Origin of the sequence: Clostridium sp. BSD2780061688st1 H5, assembly GCF_005845155.1 — a bacterium.
Taxonomy (GTDB): domain Bacteria; phylum Bacillota; class Clostridia; order Lachnospirales; family Lachnospiraceae; genus Claveliimonas; species Claveliimonas intestinigallinarum.
On sequence record NZ_SPGT01000023.1, the window covers coordinates 36,171 to 57,540 of the forward strand.

Genomic DNA, 21,370 nt, shown 5'->3' on the forward strand with positions numbered 1-21,370 from the left:
CGTCTGCCCCGCATATCTATAGATAAAATACTCTGTTCATTCCAGGAGGCGTCCATGCGCAAAAAGTGTACTTCCCTCATGCTTCTCGTCTGCCTGCTGCTTCCCTGTCTGACCTCCTGCAGCCTGTTCCCCGGTCCTGACGAAAATGACCTCTTCCGCCAGTTCACCCTGGAGCTGTTCCGGCAGGAGGTGGCAGCCGACACCATCACACTCCACTATACGGTAAAGGAGCCGGAAAGCTACGGCATCCAGGACGCGCCTGTGACCCTGGGATCCTTTGGCGCCGACACAGCCGCCTCCGCCGCATCCCTTGAGAACTGCCTGGCCCTCCTGGAGGATTTCCGGTACAAAAAGCTCTCCCCGGAAAACCAGCTCACCTTCGATGTGCTGAAGTCCTGGCTGGAGAAAGCCCTCCAGGGCTCTCCCTACGCCCTCTACGAGGAGCCCTTAAGTCCCCTCACCGGCGTCCAGGCCCAGCTCCCCATCCTCCTGTGCGAGTTCTCCTTTGACACCCCGGAGGACGTGGACACCTACCTGGCTCTCCTGGAGGAGGTTCCCGCCTACTTTGACTCCCTCATCTCCTTTGAGCAGGCAAAGTCAAGGGCCGGGCTTTTCATGTCCTCAAGGAACGCCCAGGATGTGCTGGACGAGTGCGCCGCCTTCACCGCCCTGGGAGACAGCCACTACCTTTTCTCCTCCTTCCAGTCCAGGCTGGAAAAGCTGACAGAGCTCACCGACAGCCAGAAAGAGGCCTGCATCCTGCAGCACCGGGATCTGGTGTATGACTGCCTGTTCCCCGCCTACAACCGTCTGACGGCCGCCGTGTCCGCCCTGAAGGACACAGGCACAAACGAGTGCGGCCTGTGCTATTACCCGGATGGGAAAAAATACTATGAGTACATCGTGAAGCGGGACACCGGCTCCGCCCGCACAGTCCCCCAGCTCCAGAACCTGACCAGAGAGCAAATGATGGAGGATCTGTCCGCCATGCAGTCCGTAGCTCCCCTGTCCCAGGGAGAAGGAGAAGATCCGGAGGAGACACAGGCCGCCTCCATTTTCACCCTGGATGACTCTAACCCGGAAGCCATCCTGGCAGATCTGAGGGAGAAGACTGCCTCCTCCTTCCCCTCCCTGCCGGAGGTCACTGCAGAGATCAAATTCGTGCAGGAGGAGATGGCGGAGTACGTAAGCCCCGCCTTCTACATGGTGCCCGCGGTGGACAACGCAGAGGAAAATGTGATCTACATCAACCAGGGACACCTCCCCGACGACCTGACACTCTTCACCACCCTGGCCCACGAGGGCTATCCGGGGCATCTCTACCAGAACGTGTACTACGCCTCCACGGATCCTGACCCTGTCCGCAGTCTCCTCTCCTTCGGGGGCTACACAGAAGGCTGGGCCACCTATGTGGAAATGCTCTCCTACTACTTCACCGGCATGGATAAAGACAGAGCTCTCCTGGAGCAGCGGAACGCCTCTGTCATCTTAGGTCTCTACGCCCTGGCCGACATGGGCATCCACTACGACGGCTGGTCTCTTACCGAGACGGTGGCCTTCTTCCGCAGCTTCGGCATCACGGACACAGAGACCATACGGGACATCTACGACCTTATCCTCGGAGACCCGGGCAATTATCTGAAATACTATATCGGGTATGTGGAATTTCTGGAGCTGAAAAAGACGGCCGTCAGAGAATGGGGAGAGGACTTCTCCCAGAAACGGTTTCACAAGGCCGTGCTGGACACCGGGCCCGCGCCCTTTGAGATCGTGGAGAGGGCGGTGCGGGAAGCGAGGTAGGGACGGATCGTCTTTGCAGTGGAGAAGCTTTACTGGAACAGATACCTGTATTTCCACATCTGCCATCGCAGGATCTGTTCCACCCGCTCCAGCACATCCTCAGAGTAGCAGGATCTGCACTCCTCCAGTACTTCTATTGCCTCTTTTACAGAAAACCGGAAATGCACCTGCTGGCCATACATTTCTTCCGCAGCATCCATCTGTTCATCAAAGCTTCTTGAAAACGGCTTTGCCTCGATTTTCTCCATACATTTTTCCAAGGCTTCCCCCAGGGGAAAGACCGTCATTGTGTCCGCAAGCAGCGCCAGGCCATGATCAAAATACGGGCAGTGCCGAAACCGTCTGGTCTCCGGCTGATAGATCACCCCAATGTTATTGGTATGCCTGTCCTCATTCAGGAAAAAGGCGTCTATCTCCAGCATAGCCGTAAGATATTTCCCAAAATCTGTCAATCCCGTAATCTCTGTGATCACATTCACCAGATAGCAGATGCGATCCTTCACATCCGCCATGTGAGCCATGGTCCTTGCCGCGCTTTTCCCTGTGTACAGACGGATCAGCTTTTCCACTGTGAGAAGAGACTCACCCTCCATTAAAAAGCTCCTGCTTCTGCACCCTGTATACACATGTGATCTATATTCCATTTCCACCGGTTCATAGAGAACCGTTTCCAAAATCCCTGAGCGGGACAGAAGAGAGGATACAACTGTCTCCGCCAGCCCCTCGTATCCCATGCAGTCCGCTTTATACCAGTAGCTTCCACCCCTTGCCTTCAGCTGGTTTCCCTTTGACGAGTGCCCCCTCAGATCATCCCGGTTCAGAATATCCAGCTTTATCCTTCCTGACATAGCGCGCCCTCCCGGTAATGTATTCTGATCCACTGATCGTCTTCAGCCATTCTCCCCTCTGTCTCTTCTATGATCAGCATGGGGTCGTAAAAGTCCACCCCCATATCTCTCAGAAGCTCCTTTAAATGAAACCTTGTCCTGGGAACACATCTGTCCTCCAGAAACTCCCTGAATTCCTCCCAGCCAGGCGTTTTATTGACCCCAAAGGCTGTCAGAGGAAGCTGGTCCGTATGGTTTTCCACATAGATTGTCTGATTTTTCCAATCCACATCGATGACCGTACACACTCTGTCTTTGTACATATATTCCAGCTGCATCTGAACAGAGGGATGACTCTCCCACCGCCTGAGCTCTCCAACATACCGGTAGACCGTAGGCCGGCTGACAGACATCTCCCTTGCAATTCCCGCGACAGATACGCCCTTCCGGTACATTCTGCGTATCGCATCGGCCTTCTCCTCTTCCAGCCCTTTTCTCCCGGCTCCCCTGGGATTTACCGGCCTGGCTCCACGCATCAGCTCATCGTACTTCTTTGCCTTTTCCATAATTTTCTTCCATTGCTCCGGATCATCCGTCCCGAAGATTTCCAGGCACTGCCAAAGAAGCCTTTGCTCCTTCTCCATACCGCTCCCTCCCTTCTATCTTCAGAATATCATAAGATTACAAGAGTGTAAATAAATTAATTTTTTTACTTTTATTTTCTCCTGGTTTCTCCTTCCGTATATAGATATTTCCCCACAAATATGCTATGTTATTCTAAGCAGGGCTCCTCACCGGAGCCCGGAAATCCACACAGAAAAACGCCGGCTGACCGGCTTTCACAGAAAGGACGAAAGATTCATGAAAATAGAAATTCCCGGCTATCCCTCACTGGACCTGAAATATCTTCTTCTGGACTATAACGGCACCATCGCCCTGGACGGCATCATCTCGGAGGCGGTGGCAAACAAGATCCGCCAGCTCTCTGACCTGTTCCACATCTATGTGCTGACGGCTGACACAAACGGCACAGCCCGTCAGATGTGCGAGGGTCTGCCGGTGGACATCCTGACCTTCCCAAATGATGCCGCCATGCAGGAAAAGCAGAACATCCTCTACTCTCTTGGCAAGGAGAACTGCGCCGCCATCGGCAATGGCCGAAACGACCTTCTCATGTGCCGGGAGGCCGCCTTCTCTGTGTCCGTGCTGGGTCAGGAGGGCATGTACGGAAGGCTCATGACAGCCACAGACCTGTGCGTCCCCTCCATTCTGGACGCCATGGAGCTCTTCCTGAAGCCCCACCGCATTATTGCGTCGCTGCGGGGATGATCTACCCCGCCATCCCCGCGGCCAGCACCACGCTGGCGGCCAGCCCGGCAAATGTGGCGATGAGGGCCCCGGCCAGGGTAAACCTCGTCCTCGTCACCTTTGCCGTCATAAAATATACACTCATGGTATAGAAGATCGTCTCCGTGCAGGACATGCTGATAGAGGCTACAAGGCCTATGTATGTATCCGTACCAAATTCCTTGAAAATATCCAGTAGAAGCCCGGTGGCTGCTGAGGAGGAAAACATTTTCACAACAGTGAGAGGCACCAGCTCTCCCGGAAATCCGATCTGGTCTGTCAGCCGACCGATCTGGGAGGCCATCATATCCAGAAATCCAGACGCTCTCAAAATCCCCACCGCGATCATCAGCGCCACCATAGTTGGCATGATCTTCACCACAATATGAAATCCGCTGTTTGCCCCCTCGATAAACGCATCGTACACCTGCACCCTTCTGGACACCCCAAAGCAGACGACCCCCAGTATCACCACAGGGATGATCATGTTCGAGATGATCATAAACAGTTCCATCGCTATCCCTCTTTTCGCTGATCACATCTGAAATACACCTCTCTTATGTATATGAAGAAATCTTGAAAACCATTTCAAAAACGTCTATACTATTTACAGAAATTTTACGTAGCAGAAGGTGATCTCATGCAGAATACAGCACAGAATTCCAGCGATTTCAGCAAGGGAAGCGTAGCCGGAAATATTTTGAGGCTCGCTGTCCCCATGACCTGCGCACAGCTCATCAACGTCTTATATAATGTGGTGGACCGGATCTACATCGGTCACATTCCCCACACCTCCACCCAGGCCCTGACCGGGATCGGCCTCACTCTTCCCGTCATCACTATCATCACTGCCTTTGCCAACCTGTTCGGCACCGGCGGCGCCCCTCTCTTCTCCATTGCCAGGGGAGGAGGCGAGACAGAAAAGGCAAAAAAGATCATGGCAAATTCCTTTACCATGCTCCTTGTAAGCGGTGCGATCCTTGCCGTCCTGTGCTACATTTTCCGCCGCCCGCTGATGTATCTTTTCGGCGCCAGCGATGTAACCTATCCCTATGCGGACGCCTACCTCACTATTTACCTGTGCGGCACGCTCTTTGTGATGGTGAGCCTTGGCATGAACAACTTTATCAACGCCCAGGGCTTCGGCGTCACAGGTATGCTCTCTGTATCCATTGGAGCTGTGCTGAACCTGGTTCTGGATCCCCTGTTTATCTTTGTGTTCGGCATGGGCGTCCAGGGAGCCGCGCTGGCCACCATCATCTCCCAGTTCGTGTCCGCTGTGTGGGTCTTCCATTTCCTCACCGGGAAAAAGGCGGTCATCACTCTGTCCCGCGCTTACATGAAACCGGAGCTTCCAATCATAAAAAAAATCACCGGACTGGGACTGTCCGGCTTTATCATGTCCGTCACGAACGGATCTGTGCAGATCATGTGCAACGCCACCCTGCAGCACTACGGCGGCGACCTGTACGTGGGCATCATGACGGTCATTAACTCCGTGCGGGAGATCATCACCATGCCTGCCAACGGGCTGACAAACGGCGCCCAGCCTGTCATGAGCTACAATTACGGCGCCGGGGAATACAGAAGGGTGAAATCAGCGATCAAATTCACCTCCTGGGCGTGTATCGTATTTTCCTTCTTCGCCTGGGCCCTTTTGTTCTTCTTCCCACACTTTTTCATCCACCTCTTCAACAGCGATCCGGAGCTGATCGAGAAGGGCGTGCCCGCCATGCGCATCTACTTTGCAGGCATCTTCATGATGTCCCTGCAGTTTGCCGGCCAGTCCACAGCCGTGGCCCTGGGCCGCTCCAAGCAGGCGGTCTTCTTCTCCCTGTTCCGGAAGGTGATCATCGTGATCCCGCTGACCCTGATCCTGCCCGCTGTGGGCGGACTTGGCACAGACGGCGTGTTCCTGGCCGAGCCCATCTCCAACTTTGTGGGCGGCACGGCCTGCTTCGTCACCATGCTGCTGACTGTGTGGCCTCTGCTTAGCAGGAAGGAAAAAGAAACTGCAAAACAAGATTAAATAGCTGGAGGGCGTCAGGCCCTCCTTTTTCTCTCCATCACCCTGCAAAACAGGATCGCCGCCCCTGTGCTCACCGATGTGGCCAGGATCCCGGCCCCCACGATAGCCGCCGGGTTCACGCTCCCGTACTGGCTGCGATAGGCGATCACATTCACCGGGATAAGCTGGAGCGAAGAGATATTTATGATAAGGAAGGTGCACATCTCATTGCTGGCGATCCCCCGCTTCCTTGCCGGCCCTGCCGCCCGGCCCGCTCTTCTGTCCTCCTCCAGCTTTCCCAACTCCTCCATGGCCCGAAGCCCTGCCGGCGTGGCCGCCCAGCCAAGCCCCAGCACATTGGCGATGAAATTCGTGGCAATGTGTTCTCTCGCCGGATGCCCCACCGGCAGTCCCGGGAAAAGGAACCTAAGCACCGGCGCCATCCGCCCTGTCAGCGCCCGGATCAGCCCGCCCCTCTGGGCGATCTCCATGAGCCCTGTCCAGAAGGCCATCACCCCCGCCATGGTGATGCACAGAGTGATGGCCTCCTTGGAGGAGTCCAGCGCCGCGTTGGTCACCTCCACGATATGTCCCGTACACGCCGCATACACGATGCCGACAACGATCATTCCCGCCCAGAGATAATTCAGCATGTCTGTCTCCCTGTAAAATTTATCTTTTTTATATCCTATGAAAAAAACGAGCGGATATACCGCCCGTCTTTCCTGCAATGCTATTCTCTTTTCACTTCCGCCTCGATCTCCTCCGGCGTGATCTGCTGCTTCTTCAGCTTCAGATACACCACCTCTCGGAAGAGGGCGTAGACCACAGAGACGATGGGGATGAAGATCAGCATACCCACAACCCCCATCAGACTGCCGCCCAGGCTGACTGCTGCCAGCACCCAGATGGAGGGCAGTCCCACGGAATTGCCCACCACGTGGGGATATATGAAATTCCCCTCGATCTGCTGCAGCACCAGAAAGAGGACGATGAACCCGAGGGCCCTGACAGGATCCACCATGAAGATCAGAAACGCTCCGATGGCGCATCCGATGAAGGCCCCGAATATGGGGATCAGCGCTGTGAAGGCGATGACCACACCCACCAGCAGAGCGTAGGGCATGTTGAAGATCGTCATGGCGACGACAAACATGGTCCCCAGGATGATGGCCTCCACGCACTGGCCTGTGAGAAAGCTGGAAAATGTGCTGTAGGTCAGCGAAAATACTTCCAGCGCCGCCTCCGCTCTTCCCCTTGGGATAAAGGCATAGAGTACCTTTCGCACCTGCACGTTCAGCTTCTCCTTCTGGAGAAGGATATAGCAGGCAAACACAAAGGCAATGAAAAATGTGGTGAGTCCGCTGATGATACTGCGGGCCACAGTGATGGTGGAGTCCAGCATGCTGCCGGCGCCGTTGCGGAAGAAGGACATCCCCACTTCCATGATCCGGTTCCAGTCAAAGTCCAGGTTTTCCAGCCACTGGCTGATCTGGTCGTTGTCCCGGAACATGTCCTCCCCCCACTTCTGTACTCTCGGGATAAAGTCCTGAATGCTGTTGCCAAGGGTTCCCAGCGTGCTTCCAAGCTGAGGGATCAGCACCAGCATGACAAGGGCTACCACGCCAATGACAAGCAGGATCACGGCGATCATGCTGAAGGGGCGGGCCGCCTTTTTCAGAAATCTGCTTTTTTCCGTGACCTTTTTCGGAAACAGATGCCTCTGTAAGAAGTTCATGGGAACATTCAGCACAAAGGCAAAGGCGCCTCCCAGAATAAACGGAAATGTCACGCCAAAGATAAAGCGCAGCACTGAAAATACCACGTCATATTTCCACAGGCACACCACAAGGAGTGCCGTGAAAATAATGAGTCCTCTTATCTTTTTAATGTTTTCCCTGCTTAAATCCATTTTATTTCCTCAATTTCTTTAAGAGCTGGATGATCGGCAGGTTGAGAAGCGCAAGTCCGTACACGATCAGGAGATGTGCTCCATCCAGCGTCTGTACACTGAACAGGTTGTGAAGTCCGGGGATCATGAGAACGCCCGTGATCAGGAGAAGTCCAAGTACAAATGCGCCGATCAGGTAAATATTGTTGAAAAATCTGTTTGTAAATATGACAGGCTTGTTGGATTTACAGTTAAATCCATGTACCAGCCTGGATGTACAAAGTGTGCCGAAGGCCATCGTGCTTGCCAGGAGGCTGCCGCTCTCATTCAGACCGATCAGAAACGCGATGGTCGTCATGGCGCCGATGCACAGTCCCTCCGTTCCGATGCGGAGCAGATAGTCCTTTGTCAGAATAGACTCATTAATCGGCCTCGGCTTCTCTGACATGACATCCTTGGAGTGGGGCTCAAGTCCCAGGGCAATAGCCGGAAGGCTGTCGGTCAGAAGGTTGATGAACAGAAGGTGTACCGGTGCAAATGGAACCGGGAGCCCCACGATGGATGCAAAAAGCACGGTAAGGATAGCTCCAAAGTTTCCAGAGAGCAGGAACTGGATGGAAAACTTGATGTTCCTGTACAGGTTCCGCCCGTTCTCCACTGCTTTGACAATAGTAGCAAAGTTGTCGTCTGTCAGCACCATGGCCGCCGCATCCTTGGAGACCTCGGTTCCCGTGATACCCATGGCCACGCCGATATCCGCCTGCTTCAGAGCCGGCGCGTCGTTGACTCCGTCTCCTGTCATGGCAACGATGTTCCCTCTGTCCTGCCATGCCCGGACAATGCGGATCTTGTGCTCCGGTGACACCCGGGCATACACAGAAATCTTCGGAACAAACTCCTGCAGCTCCTCGTCTGTCATGTCCTCGATCACCGCGCCCTCGCAGGCCTCAGACTCATCCTTCAGGATGCCGATGCGCTTTGCGATGGCCGCCGCTGTCACCTTGTGGTCTCCTGTGATCATGATAGGCTTAATGCCGGCCTGGATACACTCCTCGACAGCCGCCTTGGACTCCTCCCTCGGCGGATCCATCATGGCCACAAGGCCAAGGAAGGTGAGGTCGTTCTCATCCTCAAGGGCGATATCTCTGTCTTCCTCTATCTCTTTATATGCAAATGCGAGCACCCGGAGACCATCTCTGGAGAACTCCATGTTCTGCGCCTCGATCTGTGCCTTTCTCTCCTCTGTCATGGGCTCAACTGTCTCGCCGAGACGGATATGTGTCATCCTTGTGAGAAGGACATCCACGGCTCCCTTGACCACCATGGTGTGCTTTCCGTCAAGGATGTGCGCTGTGGACATAAGTTTCCTGTCGCTGTCAAATGGGATCTCCGACTTTCTCTCATACAGATCCCGGACCTCCAGGGCCTCTCTTCCCAGCTTGCTTCCCAGGTTGATGAGGGCTGTCTCTGTGGGATCTCCGATCTCCTGTCCGTCTGTGTTTGTGGAGTCATTGCAGAGGATGCTGAAGTTCAGCAGTCTCTCCTGGTTGGGATCATTCAGATCGATCTGAGCCGCCGGAATTCTCTTTCCGTCCACATAGTAGTCCTCCACTGTCATCTTGTTCTGTGTCAATGTACCTGTCTTATCGGAACAGACGATGGACACGCTTCCCAGTCCCTCCACTGCCTGGAGCTTGCGGATGATGGCGTGCTCCTTGGCCATCTTCTGAGTACCGAAGGAAAGCACAATGGTCACGATAGAGCTCAAAGCCTCCGGGATCGCTGCCACCGCAAGAGCAACCGCGAAGAGGAAGGCATCTCCCGGCTGGTCTCCTCTGAGGATGCTGACGCCGAACAGGATCGCACAGAAAATGATGATCAGTATGGAGAGCTTCTTCCCGAAATCGTCCAGGTTTACCTGGAGGGGTGTTCTCTTCTCAGATGTATTTTTCAGAAGGCTGGCAATCTTGCCCACCTCAGTGCCCATACCGATGCCGGTAACCTCGTAGGCCGCCCGCCCGTAGGTTACAAAGCTTCCTGAGAACACCCGGTTTGTCTGGTCGCCCAGGGCTGCTCCCTCAGGCACCTCGTCCAGGGATTTCTCAACTGATAAGCTCTCTCCTGTCAGCGCGCTCTCGTCCACCTTCAGGCTGGCACATTCCACCAGCTTTCCGTCCGCCGGCACACAGTCTCCTGCCTCCAGGATCACCCGGTCACCGATGGTGACCTCCCGGGACGGGATCTGTTTCAGCACGCCGTCTCGGATAACCTTTGCCTCCGGCGCTGACATCTGCTTTAAGCTGTCCAGGGACTGCTCTGCCTTTAAGGTCTGCACTGTCCCCAGGATCGCGTTCATGGTGATAACGACAAGGATAACGATGGCGCTCTCAAAATCTCCCAGAAATCCGGACACAATGGCCGCGATGATCAGTATAATGACAAGGAAGTCTTTATACTGCTCCAGAAAGATCTGCAGCGTGCTCTTCTTCTTCCCTTCCACCAGTTCGTTAAAACCATATTTTTCCTGGTTTTGTCTGGCCTGTTCGCTTGTTAACATAGCATTTCTCCTCTCTTCATTTGCATTTCTGTCTGCAGTAAAAGGTATTTATATGATATTTATATAAAAGGAAGCGAAATAAAAAAGAGACTTTTATTGCATACGATCTGTTATGCAATAAAAGTCTCACTGTTTCATTACGATACGGATGAGTGCTCATCGTATTGACGATATCGCAAACATGCGGCCACCCCCGGCCTACATGCCAGTTACTCCCTTTTATTTACAAAAACAAATATAAACGATATTTTCCCTTGTGTCAACCATTATTTTTTCCAGAAAATGTATCCGCTATACGAAAACGCACCCCGAAAAGAGAGGCGGACACACATCCGGGGATCGCTCCCTGGAGGTATGTCCGCCTGTTTACTTCTTCATATTTATATATTATGTACTCTGTCTACATCTCAGCGGGTGCCGGCACGCTGGGGTCAACCTTGTAGCGCGCCCATCCCTCCGGTGAGTAGATGCCAAGCTGCTTCTTCTGCATCAGCTTGTCAAAGAACGCTGTGATGAACGGGCAGAGGAACAGGGTGACAACAGATGCTGTGGCGCACTGTGCTGTGGCCATGTCCACGTACTGAGCCATGGACGGATCCGCCTCGCCTACTGCCGCAGGTGTCATGGCAGAGTTCAGGGCTGTCGTACCGATGGCAGCGCCCATGGCGTTTCTCTCCTTCTTCGGAAGAAGAATGTTGTTTGTGAAGAAGAAGATCACTGCTGTTGCCGCGGATACAAGGCCAAGGATGATACCGGCCGCTCCGGCGGTCACGATGGTATTGATATCTGTCTGCGCTCCGATGGGGATCGTCATGAAGAAGGTGACGATCGGCTGTGCTGTCGCACAGGCCTTTCTGAAGCCTGCGTCCAGGTTGCCCCAGATGAAACCGATGAGCAGCGGAACAAGCACTGCGACAAAGGAATTAAAGGGGATGGATGCAAGTCCTGTCGCGCCCAGGGCTACCAGGGTGAAGAACGGCCCATCGTTCAGGGACAGGATGGAGATGGCTCCTGTGTCCGTCGCGTTACCGAACTGAGAGGACAGGGAGATGTACAGAGATCCGTTTGAGTTCGTGATGGTCGCGATCCACACAAAGGGAGTGATCCCAAGGAATCCTTCCGGTCCGCAGATGGCGCTCACCAGCATACCGATGACTACGCCGAGAAGGAATTTGGTGGCTGTCAGTGTCACGCCCTTGTAGAGAGGCATACCAACCTGCTTTACATTGATGGCAGATCCGCAGACAATCAGGAAAAATCCCATCATACAGGAATTTCCTTCATAGAACAGGGCTGTCACATAGCCGCCGATCTCAAATACCTGGGGGCAGAACGTGGCCAGCAGTACGGCGATCAGCAGAGGTACAATGATCAGTCCTCCGGGCAGGTTCTTCATCTTGTTCAGCAGATCCAGATCCTTTGGCCTGTTCTCCTGAACAGCGTTGTTATTTTCTTTCATTTTCTCTCCTCCTTTAAAACAAATAATTCCAGACTATTTCTGAGGCTTGCCAAGTATCGCAAACATATTTCTCTTATAGCTCTCTACCCCCGGCTGGTCGAAGGGGTTGATGGCTCCTATATAGCCGCTCACTCCGCAGGCAAACCAGAAAAAGTAGAACAGCTGTCCCAGTGTATATTCGTCCTGTCTGGGAAGGTTTATGCGCATGATGGGGACACCGCCCTCCTCATGTGCCGCGATGGTTCCTTCCATTGCCGCTTTGTTGACAAAATCTACCGTCTTATGGGCCAGATAGTTCAGTCCGTCCAGATCCTCCTCCTCAGCGGGGATCTCCACCGTGCGGGGGGATTCCTCCACATTCATCACAGTCTCGATCAGGATCCTTGCCCCGTCCTGCATGTACTGTCCCATGGAGTGAAGATCTGTGGTCAGATCCACTGCTGCCGGGAAGAGGCCTCTCTGGTTCTTTCCTTCGCTTTCCCCGTACAGCTGCTTCCACCACTCAGATACATAGTGAAGGCTCGTCTCATAGTTGGCCAGCACCTCCACGGCCTTTCCCTTTCTGAGAAGGATATTGCGGCAGGCCGCATACCGCACAGAAGGATTTTCTTCATAGGAAGCTTCCATAACCTGCCTTCTCATGTCTGCCGCCCCCTCAAGAAGCGCATCCACATCGGCCCCCGACACGGCGATGGGAAGAAGCCCCACTGCGGTCAGCACAGAGTATCTGCCTCCCACGTCGTCCGGAATGACAAAACAGGTGTACCCTTCCTTGTCAGCCATCTTTTTCAGCGCTCCGCGCTGTCTGTCGGTGGTGGCGTAGACCCTTTTGGCCGCCTCCTCCTTCCCGTATTTTTCCTCCAGCTTCTTTTTAAAGATGCGGAAGGCTACCGCGGACTCTGTGGTTGTCCCTGATTTCGAGATCACATTGATGGAGAAATCCTGATCGCCAAGAATGTCCATCAGATCCGCCAGGTATTTGGAGGAATTGGAATTTCCGCAGAAATAGATTTTCGGTGTCGTCCTCTCGTCGTCGGAGAGGCTGTTGTAAAAGCTGTGGTGTAAAAACTCAATGGCTGCCCTGGCTCCCAGATAAGAACCGCCGATGCCGATGACCAGAAGCACCCTAGAATCATTTTGGATTTTCCTGGCCGCCTCTTTGATCCTGCGCAGCTCATCTCTATCATATTGTTCCGGAAGATCCATCCACCCAAGGAAGTCGTTTCCCGCTCCCTCCCGTTTCATGAGGCGCTCTTTCGCCGCCTCCGCAGTGGCCTGGAAATTTTTAAATTCTTCGTCAGAGATCCAGTCCCTGACTCCCTCATCCACAAACTGTATTTGTTCCTTCATGACACTCGCTCCTTCTAACTGTTGACCACGTTGACCGGTTTTCCCTCCGCATACGCCTTCAGATTGTCATACGCGCAGTCCATGATCCTCTGTCTGCTCTCCTTCGGCGCCCAGGAAATGTGGGGCGTAATGATGCAGTTTTTCGCCTTCAAAAGCGGATTGTCCCCTCTGATGGGCTCTGTGGAGACAACGTCCAGTCCCGCCGCGGCAACCTTTCCTGTATTCAGGGCGTCCGCAAGGTCCTGCTCTACGACCAGCGGGCCCCGGGAATTGTTGATCAGGATGACCCCGTCCTTCATTTTGGCAATGTTTTCTTTATTGATGATCCCCTCGGTATCCGGGAAGAGCGGACAGTGGAGCGCGATCACATCCGACTGTGCCAGCAGCGTGTCCAGATCCACATACTCCGCGATCTGTTTTCCCGCCTCGTTCGGGTAAGAGTCGTAGGCGAGTACCCGCATCCCCAGCGCCTTTGCCAGCCTGCCGGTAGTCTGGCCGATACGCCCAAATCCAATGACTCCCATGGTCTTGCCATCCAGCTCGATAAGGGGATAGTCCCAGTAGCACCAGTCTTCGCAGTTTTCCCATTTTCCCTCATGCACGGTCCTGTCGTGATGACCAATATGGTGGCAGATCTCGAGCAGCAGCGCGATGGCGAACTGTCCCACTGAGGCTGTCCCGTATGTGGGCACGTTTGTGACAGGTATGCCCTTTTCCTTTGCGTATGTATAATCCACAACATTGTAGCCTGTGGCCAGCATACTGATCATGCGCATGTTCGGACAGGCGTCGATGACCTTCCTGGAGACAGGCGTCTTGTTGGTAAATACAACCTCCGCGTCACCGATCCTTCTGATGATCTCCTCCTCATCGTCCACCGGAGTCCTGTCATATACAGTCAGGTCACCAAACTCCTTCAGCTTATCCCAGCTCAGATCGCCGGGATTTTCTGTATATCCGTCTAATACTACTATTTTCATTCAACAAAACTCCCTTGATTGATCCTGTAAAGATCCTTTATTCTCGGATACAGATGTGTGTAGACCTGGTATCCCTTTTCATAGGCGTCCTTGTTCTCGTCACTGCTTTTGATCACCTTGTAAACGGTCTTTTTCACCTTGTCAGACGCCTCCACCGCATCCTTGTATATTCCGGCTCCCACTCCGGCCAGCAGAGCTGCTCCCACCGGCGCCGTGTCGTTCATATCCAGGATTTCAATATCCTTTCCTGTGATATCCGCTTTGATATGAGCCCACAGCTCGCTCTTTGCTCCGCCTCCTATGGAGGAAAATCCTGTCATCCTGTGGCCGGTCACCCGCTCCGCGATCTCACAGAGCTGACGAAGGCCATAACCGCAGCCTTCCATAACGGCACGGTTAAAATCCTTTCTGGAGCTTCGCAGGGACACGCCGAAAAACACGCCTCTTGCGTAGGAATCCCACACCGGGCTTCTCTCTCCCTGCATGTAGGGAAGGAATACAACTCCTCCCGCTCCCGGCTCCGACTGGGCCGCCTCCTCATTCATCAGCATAAACGCATTCCGATTACTGCCTGCTGCCCTCTCGTTCATATCACTACAGAATTTATCCCTGAACCACTGGTAGGCAGCCCCCGTGTAGGACATGGCCCCCTGGTAGATCCAGGTGCCTCTCACCACGTGACAGCGGTTGATAAAGCTCTCGTCAAAATTCGGCTTATCCACGCAGATCGTCAGGACATCCGTGGTCCCCACAGACTCGCAGGCATCCCCGTTTGCCTTTACCCCGGCCGCAAGAGTGGCGCAGGGTGTATCGGCTCCGCCGATCACGACGGGCGTTCCCTCCGGAATCCCCATCCTGATCATCTCCTTGTTGATAAGACCGCCCACTACATCCGCGGAGTCCATCAGCGGCGGCAGCTTCTCTTTTGGGATTCCTATCCTTTCACAGAGGTAATCCGACCACTGGCCATCGTGCCCCTTCGCCGTCTCAAACAGATTGGTGTAGGAGGCGTTGGAGTAATCAATGGCATAGTTTCCTGTCATTTTCTGGGCCATGACCGTATTGACATGGCCAAAGTATTTTGTCTTCTCGTAGATATCCGGCAGATTTCTCTTGATCCAGAGCATGGAGGTTCCCGAATGGGCTCCGGACATACACTTGTTGGCTGTGATCTCAAACAGCTTCTTTTCCCCCACTGCATCCAGGATGATCTCAGCCTCCTTTGTGCTTCTCCTGTCGGAATAAATAATAGGATCTACAAGGATCTCCCCGTCTTCGCCAAACGCGGCCAGCCCCGGACAAAGGCTTGAGATTCCTATTCCGGCGATCTTTCCAGGATCGATCCCCTTTCCCTCGAACAGAAGTCTCATACACTTCAGATAGGCTTCCCACATGTCCTCCGTGTCAATCTGCACATAGTCCGGTTTTGGCGTGATCAGACGGTAAGAACTGCTGCTGATTCCCAGCAGATTGGCATCTTTGTCGATAATCGCCACTTTGATACTGGTCGTTCCCACATCGACGCCGAGTAAATATTCTTTTTCCATACAACATCCCGCCTGTAAAATTTTCCTTTAAAACTTAAAATTGATTGTGTCTAATTAAAACTGATCGTAGTTCTTATCGTTCTCAAGCTGTGCCAGCAGCTCTTTTGCCTCTTTTACGCTGTACCCCTCATGGATCATATATCTCAGGGCAATGACAAGGGCTGTTACATCCTTGTAATCCCATACAAAACGTCCCATTGTAACTCCACCTACTCCGCAGTCCATGGCGTCACGAGTCATCTGAAGGTAATCATCCAGTGTCTTGCAGGCATCGCCGCCCTGGATCACCACGCGGAAGGAGGAGGGCACGCAGGCGATTACTTTGGCCATGCTGTCAGGGTCTCCTGTATAGGTTGTCTTCACAACATCCATTCCAAGCTCGCAGGCGCTTCTCACACAGTAAGCGATATTCTCCCATGCGGTTCTCTTGTCAACCGGAACGCTCTCTCCCTTTGGATAAACATGTCCGATCAGAGGCATACCCATCTTGTCGCAATAGTCAGACACCTCGCCGATACGCTCGAACTGCTCGTTCTGGAAATCGCCCAGTGTCATAGCTCCCATAGATACAGCGTCAGCGCCCATTCTGATAGCAGCGTCCACAGATCCGAAAACGATATCATTTGTCGGAGCTGTCGGGGAATAGTTGGAGATTTTCTGCAGTACGGAAATTCCGGATCCAACGTGAGGTCCCCAGCATCTCTCCTGAATTCCCTTTGTCATTGTCATAGCGTCCGGTCTTCCGGCAACAATCTTGTCAATAGCTCCCTGGATATCGTGAATACCAGTCATCGGTGCAATTCCCCTTGAAATTGCGTGATCCACTGTGATCGCCATCATTTTATTGCTCTTCGGATTTACAAGTCTCGCAAGTCTTACTTCTTTTCCCATCATTGCCATTGTTCATACACTCCTTTTTCTTATATCTATTATTTACATTTTATGGCTTCCGGATATAGTTCCGGGTTGGCAAGCTTTTTGGCTACCGTTCATTTATGGTTCGATCTCCACCTTCAGGTCCGCTCCGCTCTTTACAGCTTCGTAGGCCTTCTGGAAATCTTCTATTTTAAATACGTTTGTGATGATCGGCTTCATATCTACCGCTCCGCTCATGACCATCTGGGCCGCCTCCTGGTAGTCCTGGCGCCTGTAGGCGCTGGAGCCGCACATCTTAATCTCACCGTAGTGGATCAGGTTCGGATCAATTTCTGCTTTCACACCTTTTGTAAATCCGGCGAACAGGCAGATGCTTCCATTCTTTCTGACAAGCTCGATGCTTGGATTGACCAGAGCCGGGATGCCGATAGCGACAATGACAACGTCCGCTCCCACGCCGTTTGTCTCACTCATCACGATTCCCTTTAAATCTTCATTTGCCGAGTCTACAACGATATCCGCTCCGCACTCAAGAGCCTTGCCGCGGCGGAACTCATTCAGCTCACTGACGATGACCTTCCGGGCGCCTGCTGCCTTTGCCAGCAGGGTATGCATCAGTCCGATAGGACCTGCCCCAACGATCACAACTACATCGTTGAATTTCACCCCTGCGTTTCTCTGCCCTCTCAGACAGCAGGAGAGAGGTTCGATCAGGGCTCCTTCTCCATAGGAAATATTATCAGTAAGTTTTACTACATTTCCGCCCCTGATTGCCACCTCCGGAATAAATACATACTCCGCAAATCCTCCGTCAAACTCGTAGCCGATGGCCTGTCTGTGGAGACATACATTGTCGTGGCCGCTGATGCACATCGCGCATGTGCCGTCCGGGATTACATTCTCCACAGCGACTCTGTCGCCAACGGAATATCCCTCGACCTCTGCCCCCACTTCACAGATCACGCCGCTGATCTCATGCCCGATGATGTGTCCGTAGCGCACATCCTTTGTCTTTTTTCCTTCAAGAATTCTTATATCTGTGCCACAGATTGCTGTCCTCTTCATCTCCAACAGCATATCTCTCGGACCAATCTGCGGCTTCGGATAATCTTCTACCGCAGTAAAGTCATTTGGGCCGTTTAAAACTACTGCTTTCATGTTTCTTCCTCCTACATATGTATTTCTTCTGTAATTGATACTAGCACAAATGTAATAATTTTACAACATCATTTTCAAAATTTACTAATCTGCACAGTTTTATATCTCAGTTTTTCCCGTGTTTTTGTCTATTTATTACATTTTGCTGCTGATTTCCCCTGTTTTAGAATTTAGTTTTTTTACTTCTTTTAGATATAAAAAAAGAAACACTACATTTTTTATGATGTAGCGTTTCCTTTTTATATCCTATTCCTTATCGGAAGAAGTGGAGAGCCGAGTGGCGCTCATCGCCTCCAGCGACCTGTCATAATTGCGGAAAGCCATGATCGCCACCAGACAGTCGAGCACAGCTAGCTGCGCCAGTCTCACGCTGAAGGACTCTGACTCAAAGATCGTCTTCTCACTCACCGTGTACAGGCTCAGATCCGCCTGCTCCTCCAGAATATTTTTTGCTTTGGTTGTCAGAGTAATGATCCTTGCCCCGTTTCCATGGGCAATCTCCACTACCCGGGCCGTATGCCTGTTGCCCCCGGAGGCGGAAATTGCCAGGAGAACATCCCCCTTTCCAAGAAGCGAAGCCGTCATAAGCTGCAGATCCTTATCTTCATTTACCAGAGAAAACACTCCGATCTTCAGGAGCTTGTGCTGGAGATCCTTTGCGACAATACTGCTTCCCCCGGTTCCCACGATCATGATTTTCCTGGCAGAAAGCATATCTTCCGCAGCCTGTTCGACCACCTCCACGTTCATCTCCATACTAGTCTGCTGCAGCGCGGAGTTTTCTATAGAGAAAATCTTACTGCATATTTCCGAGGGACTGTCCTGGGCCGTCAGACTGGAATTATAAAGCTTAGGCGCGGGCACGCTCTCCAGCGCGGCATTGATCTTATACTCCTGAAAGCCCACATAGCCGATGCTTTTACAGAAACGAACAATAGACGCATCGCTGACGCCTATCTCTTCCGCCAGCTCCAGCAGTGTGCTGTGCAGTGTCTTTTCGAAATTTTTCAAAAAGTAGTCGGCGATTTTTCTCTCCGCCTTCTTAGTGTGCTCCCCCTCCAGCTTTTCGATCAGCCTCTCCTTACATCCCTTTTTATCGTTCATGGTTTACCCACCTCATTCTCTCTGTATTCTGATGTCTTTTCTATTATCTTAATAAAAAAGCAATTTTTTTACAACCCTTTCATTTCCCCGAATTCCTATATTTCCTCCCGGTTGACAATCCCCCTCTCTTTCCTTAGAATATAGTAGATGAGAGTGTGGAAATTGAGGTTTTTTACATGAAACGAGAAAAATTTTCCTCCCGGCTTGGCTTTGTTCTCATAAGCGCCGGGTGCGCCATCGGACTTGGTAACGTATGGCGCTTTCCTTACATCACAGGACAGTACGGGGGAGCTGCCTTTGTGATCATCTATCTGATATTCCTTGCCATCCTGGGCCTGCCCATCATGACAATGGAATTCTCTGTGGGACGGGCCTCCCAGAAGTCCGCCGCAAAGTCCTTTGAGGTTCTGGAGCCTGCCGGAACAAAATGGCACTGGACCAAGCTGATTCCCCTGATCGGCAACTACATGCTCATGATGTACTACACCACTGTAGGAGGATGGACGCTGGCCTATTTCTGGAAAATGGCCTCCGGCTCCATGGCCCACATGGACACCGCCCAGGTGGGAAACGCCTTTAGCGAGCTGCTGGCTGATCCCGCCCAGCAGGTGGGTTGGATGCTGGCTGTCACGGTCATCGGATTCCTCATCTGCTCCCGTGGACTCAAGGGCGGCGTTGAAAGGATATCCAAGTACATGATGGGACTTTTGTTTATCATCCTGATCGTGCTTGTGATACACAGCTTTTTCCTGGATGGAGCAAAGGAGGGACTTTCCTTCTACCTGATACCGGATTTTAAGACTGCGCTTGAAAATTATTCTCTCGGTGAGATCCTGTTCGCTGCCCTGGGGCAGTCCTTCTTCACCCTGAGCCTTGGGATCGGCGCGCTGGCGATCTTCGGAAGCTATATTGATAAACAGCACTCTCTCGTTTCCGAAAGTCTGAACGTAGTCATCCTGGACACCACCGTAGCCTTTTTGTCCGGACTTGTCATCTTCCCGGCCTGCTTTACCTACAACGTGGATGCGGGAAGCGGACCAAGCCTGATCTTCGTGACCCTGCCCCAGACCTTCAGTGAGATGGCCGGAGGACGCCTGTGGGGCGCTCTGTTCTTCATGTTCCTGGCATTTGCCGCCCTGACCACAGTCATTGCGGTCTTTGAAAATATCATCGCCTTTGCCATGGATTTTGGATGGACCCGGAAGAAGGCTGTTCTCGTAAATATTATCGCCATCATGATCCTGTCTCTGCCCTGCGCTCTGGGCTTCAATGTGCTCAGCGGCTTCCAGCCCTTCGGAGCGGGCTCCACAGTTCAGGATCTGGAGGACTTTATCCTGTCCAACACCCTCCTGCCCCTTGGCTCCCTTCTGTACCTTCTGTTCTGTACAAGCCGGTACGCCTGGGGATGGGACAATTACTACAAGGAAGTAAACAGCGGAAAGGGGCTGAAGCTGCCAAAATGGACAAAGGGATACCTGACCTATATCCTTCCGCTTATCATTATTTTCATATTGATACAGGGATTTATTGAGAAGCTGGGCTTCCCGGCAAATTATCTGCTCCCGGCCCTCTGCCTAATCTATCCTCTGTACCTGCTTGTGCAGGCCCGGATCGTATACCGGAAATCCCGCGGACAGCGCTGATTTCTTATCGATATTGATTAGCTATCAATCGTCCATGGATAATGGATGATCCATGCACCGCCACTTCCCGGCGCTTTGAAAGGTGGAAAAACATATTATGATGAAATGTCCAAGATGCGGGCAGGAGCTGCGCAGAAGCCAGAGAGATCCCAGCTTTGGCCTCTGCGACAACTGCCGGAAAAAATTCAAGCTCATCCCGGAAGAAAAGAATGCTGACACAGACGAAGGCTTCGGAAATTTTGAGGACCGGGACCGTGAGAGCCGCGCCGGCGCAAAGCAAAGCGCCAGGCGCCGCCCCTCCCCTTCCGACATCCACTCATCGTCTCCATACAACTACGGCCAGGCTTCTGATCAGGAAACCAGTCAGACAACCGGTCAGAAAGCCCGCGCCACTGCTTCCACTGCGCAAAAGCGCGCTTCACAGCCGAGGACTTCCCGACAACAGACTCCGCGGCAACAGGCACCGCGACAGCAAACTCCTCCCCCCATGGCTATGGAGACCATGGAGGAGCCGGAAAAGAAGAAGAAAAAGGGCGGCTGCCTTCGGATTGTCCTGATCGTCCTTGCAATCCTTTTTCTGGCCGCGGTGGTAAAGGCAATTAAGGATCCGTCTGATGACAGCGGCAGCCGCTCGGACACCACTGAAAATACGTCAGATAACGCTTCTGACAACGCCTCCGTATCCTTCCAGGACGGCACCGTATCCAGCAAGTCACAGCTTGGATTGGAATAGCGAATGAACAGAAAAGAGGGTGTCCCAAAACTATGAATTTTTAAATTTATAGGAAAGGGGCACCCTTTCTTTTATCAAAAGGCTCTTTCA

Annotated in this window: 17 protein-coding genes and 1 pseudogene; 5 read left to right on the top strand and 13 right to left on the bottom strand. The window is 52.7% G+C overall.

Features of this window, described 5'->3' with window-relative positions:
- The first annotated feature begins 54 nt into the window (after positions 1 to 54).
- Positions 55 to 1,800 (top strand): DUF885 domain-containing protein, encoded by a 1,746-nt coding sequence (locus FGQ86_RS13110; RefSeq protein WP_138304532.1) that lies wholly within the window; start codon positions 55 to 57, stop codon positions 1,798 to 1,800.
- Between the two features lie 29 nt (positions 1,801 to 1,829).
- Here FGQ86_RS13110 and FGQ86_RS13115 read toward each other — a convergent pair whose 3' ends face one another.
- Positions 1,830 to 2,648 carry a hypothetical protein gene (locus FGQ86_RS13115; RefSeq protein ID WP_033125751.1) on the bottom strand — a complete coding sequence of 273 codons (819 nt, stop codon included), beginning with the start codon at positions 2,646 to 2,648 and terminating at the stop codon, positions 1,830 to 1,832.
- On the bottom strand, positions 2,633 to 3,271 hold the full coding sequence (locus FGQ86_RS13120) for a helix-turn-helix domain-containing protein (RefSeq protein WP_052084016.1): 639 nt from the start codon (positions 3,269 to 3,271) through the stop codon (positions 2,633 to 2,635). Before FGQ86_RS13120 ends, FGQ86_RS13115 begins: the two co-directional genes overlap by 16 nt.
- A 217-nt stretch (positions 3,272 to 3,488) precedes the next feature.
- On the opposite strand from FGQ86_RS13120, the gene FGQ86_RS13125 reads away from it, so the two are divergent.
- Positions 3,489 to 3,956, top strand: a complete 468-nt coding sequence (locus FGQ86_RS13125; RefSeq protein ID WP_033125750.1) for an HAD family hydrolase — start codon at positions 3,489 to 3,491, stop codon at positions 3,954 to 3,956.
- 1 nt (position 3,957) lies between these two features.
- Here FGQ86_RS13125 and FGQ86_RS13130 read toward each other — a convergent pair whose 3' ends face one another.
- Positions 3,958 to 4,488 carry a nucleoside recognition domain-containing protein gene (locus tag FGQ86_RS13130; RefSeq protein ID WP_138304535.1) on the bottom strand — a complete coding sequence of 177 codons (531 nt, stop codon included), beginning with the start codon at positions 4,486 to 4,488 and terminating at the stop codon, positions 3,958 to 3,960.
- A gap of 126 nt (positions 4,489 to 4,614) precedes the next feature.
- On the opposite strand from FGQ86_RS13130, the gene FGQ86_RS13135 reads away from it, so the two are divergent.
- The gene (locus FGQ86_RS13135) at positions 4,615 to 6,003 is read left to right on the top strand and encodes an MATE family efflux transporter (protein ID WP_138304538.1); all 1,389 of its coding nucleotides are present in this window, start codon (positions 4,615 to 4,617) and stop codon (positions 6,001 to 6,003) included.
- A 14-nt stretch (positions 6,004 to 6,017) separates the two neighbouring features.
- On the opposite strand, the gene FGQ86_RS13140 is transcribed toward FGQ86_RS13135, so the two are convergent.
- The 10 genes and pseudogenes from FGQ86_RS13140 to FGQ86_RS13185 form a co-directional block, all read right to left on the bottom strand.
- The gene (locus tag FGQ86_RS13140) at positions 6,018 to 6,635 is read right to left on the bottom strand and encodes a nucleoside recognition protein (RefSeq protein WP_138304541.1); all 618 of its coding nucleotides are present in this window, start codon (positions 6,633 to 6,635) and stop codon (positions 6,018 to 6,020) included.
- 80 nt (positions 6,636 to 6,715) lie between these two features.
- Positions 6,716 to 7,894: an AI-2E family transporter gene (locus FGQ86_RS13145; RefSeq protein ID WP_033125747.1), complete on the bottom strand. Its 1,179-nt coding sequence runs from the start codon at positions 7,892 to 7,894 to the stop codon at positions 6,716 to 6,718.
- A gap of 1 nt (position 7,895) precedes the next feature.
- Positions 7,896 to 10,427 (bottom strand): annotated as a pseudogene (locus tag FGQ86_RS13150) (cation-translocating P-type ATPase); the annotation flags it as partial.
- A gap of 403 nt (positions 10,428 to 10,830) precedes the next feature.
- Positions 10,831 to 11,889: a 2-keto-3-deoxygluconate permease gene (locus tag FGQ86_RS13155; RefSeq protein WP_138304547.1), complete on the bottom strand. Its 1,059-nt coding sequence runs from the start codon at positions 11,887 to 11,889 to the stop codon at positions 10,831 to 10,833.
- Positions 11,890 to 11,922: 33 nt separating this feature from the next.
- A complete protein-coding gene (locus tag FGQ86_RS13160; protein ID WP_138304549.1) occupies positions 11,923 to 13,239 on the bottom strand; it encodes a glucose-6-phosphate isomerase in 1,317 nt (438 codons plus the stop codon).
- A 14-nt stretch (positions 13,240 to 13,253) separates the two neighbouring features.
- Positions 13,254 to 14,219: a D-2-hydroxyacid dehydrogenase gene (locus tag FGQ86_RS13165; protein WP_033125743.1), complete on the bottom strand. Its 966-nt coding sequence runs from the start codon at positions 14,217 to 14,219 to the stop codon at positions 13,254 to 13,256.
- Positions 14,216 to 15,766, bottom strand: coding sequence for an FGGY family carbohydrate kinase (locus FGQ86_RS13170; RefSeq protein WP_138304552.1), 1,551 nt, complete (start codon positions 15,764 to 15,766; stop codon positions 14,216 to 14,218). Before FGQ86_RS13170 ends, FGQ86_RS13165 begins: the two co-directional genes overlap by 4 nt.
- A 54-nt stretch (positions 15,767 to 15,820) precedes the next feature.
- Complete coding sequence (locus FGQ86_RS13175; protein ID WP_033125741.1) at positions 15,821 to 16,666, bottom strand: fructose-bisphosphate aldolase; 846 nt, start codon at positions 16,664 to 16,666, stop codon at positions 15,821 to 15,823.
- A gap of 93 nt (positions 16,667 to 16,759) precedes the next feature.
- The gene (locus FGQ86_RS13180; RefSeq protein WP_033125740.1) at positions 16,760 to 17,800 is read right to left on the bottom strand and encodes a zinc-dependent dehydrogenase; all 1,041 of its coding nucleotides are present in this window, start codon (positions 17,798 to 17,800) and stop codon (positions 16,760 to 16,762) included.
- Between the two features lie 246 nt (positions 17,801 to 18,046).
- A complete protein-coding gene (locus tag FGQ86_RS13185; protein WP_138304553.1) occupies positions 18,047 to 18,904 on the bottom strand; it encodes a MurR/RpiR family transcriptional regulator in 858 nt (285 codons plus the stop codon).
- Between the two features lie 176 nt (positions 18,905 to 19,080).
- On the opposite strand from FGQ86_RS13185, the gene FGQ86_RS13190 reads away from it, so the two are divergent.
- Together FGQ86_RS13190 and FGQ86_RS13195 are read left to right on the top strand one after the other, a co-directional pair.
- On the top strand, positions 19,081 to 20,547 hold the full coding sequence (locus tag FGQ86_RS13190) for a sodium-dependent transporter (RefSeq protein ID WP_033125738.1): 1,467 nt from the start codon (positions 19,081 to 19,083) through the stop codon (positions 20,545 to 20,547).
- Between the two features lie 97 nt (positions 20,548 to 20,644).
- Positions 20,645 to 21,280: a hypothetical protein gene (locus tag FGQ86_RS13195; RefSeq protein ID WP_138304555.1), complete on the top strand. Its 636-nt coding sequence runs from the start codon at positions 20,645 to 20,647 to the stop codon at positions 21,278 to 21,280.
- Positions 21,281 to 21,370: the final 90 nt, after the last annotated feature.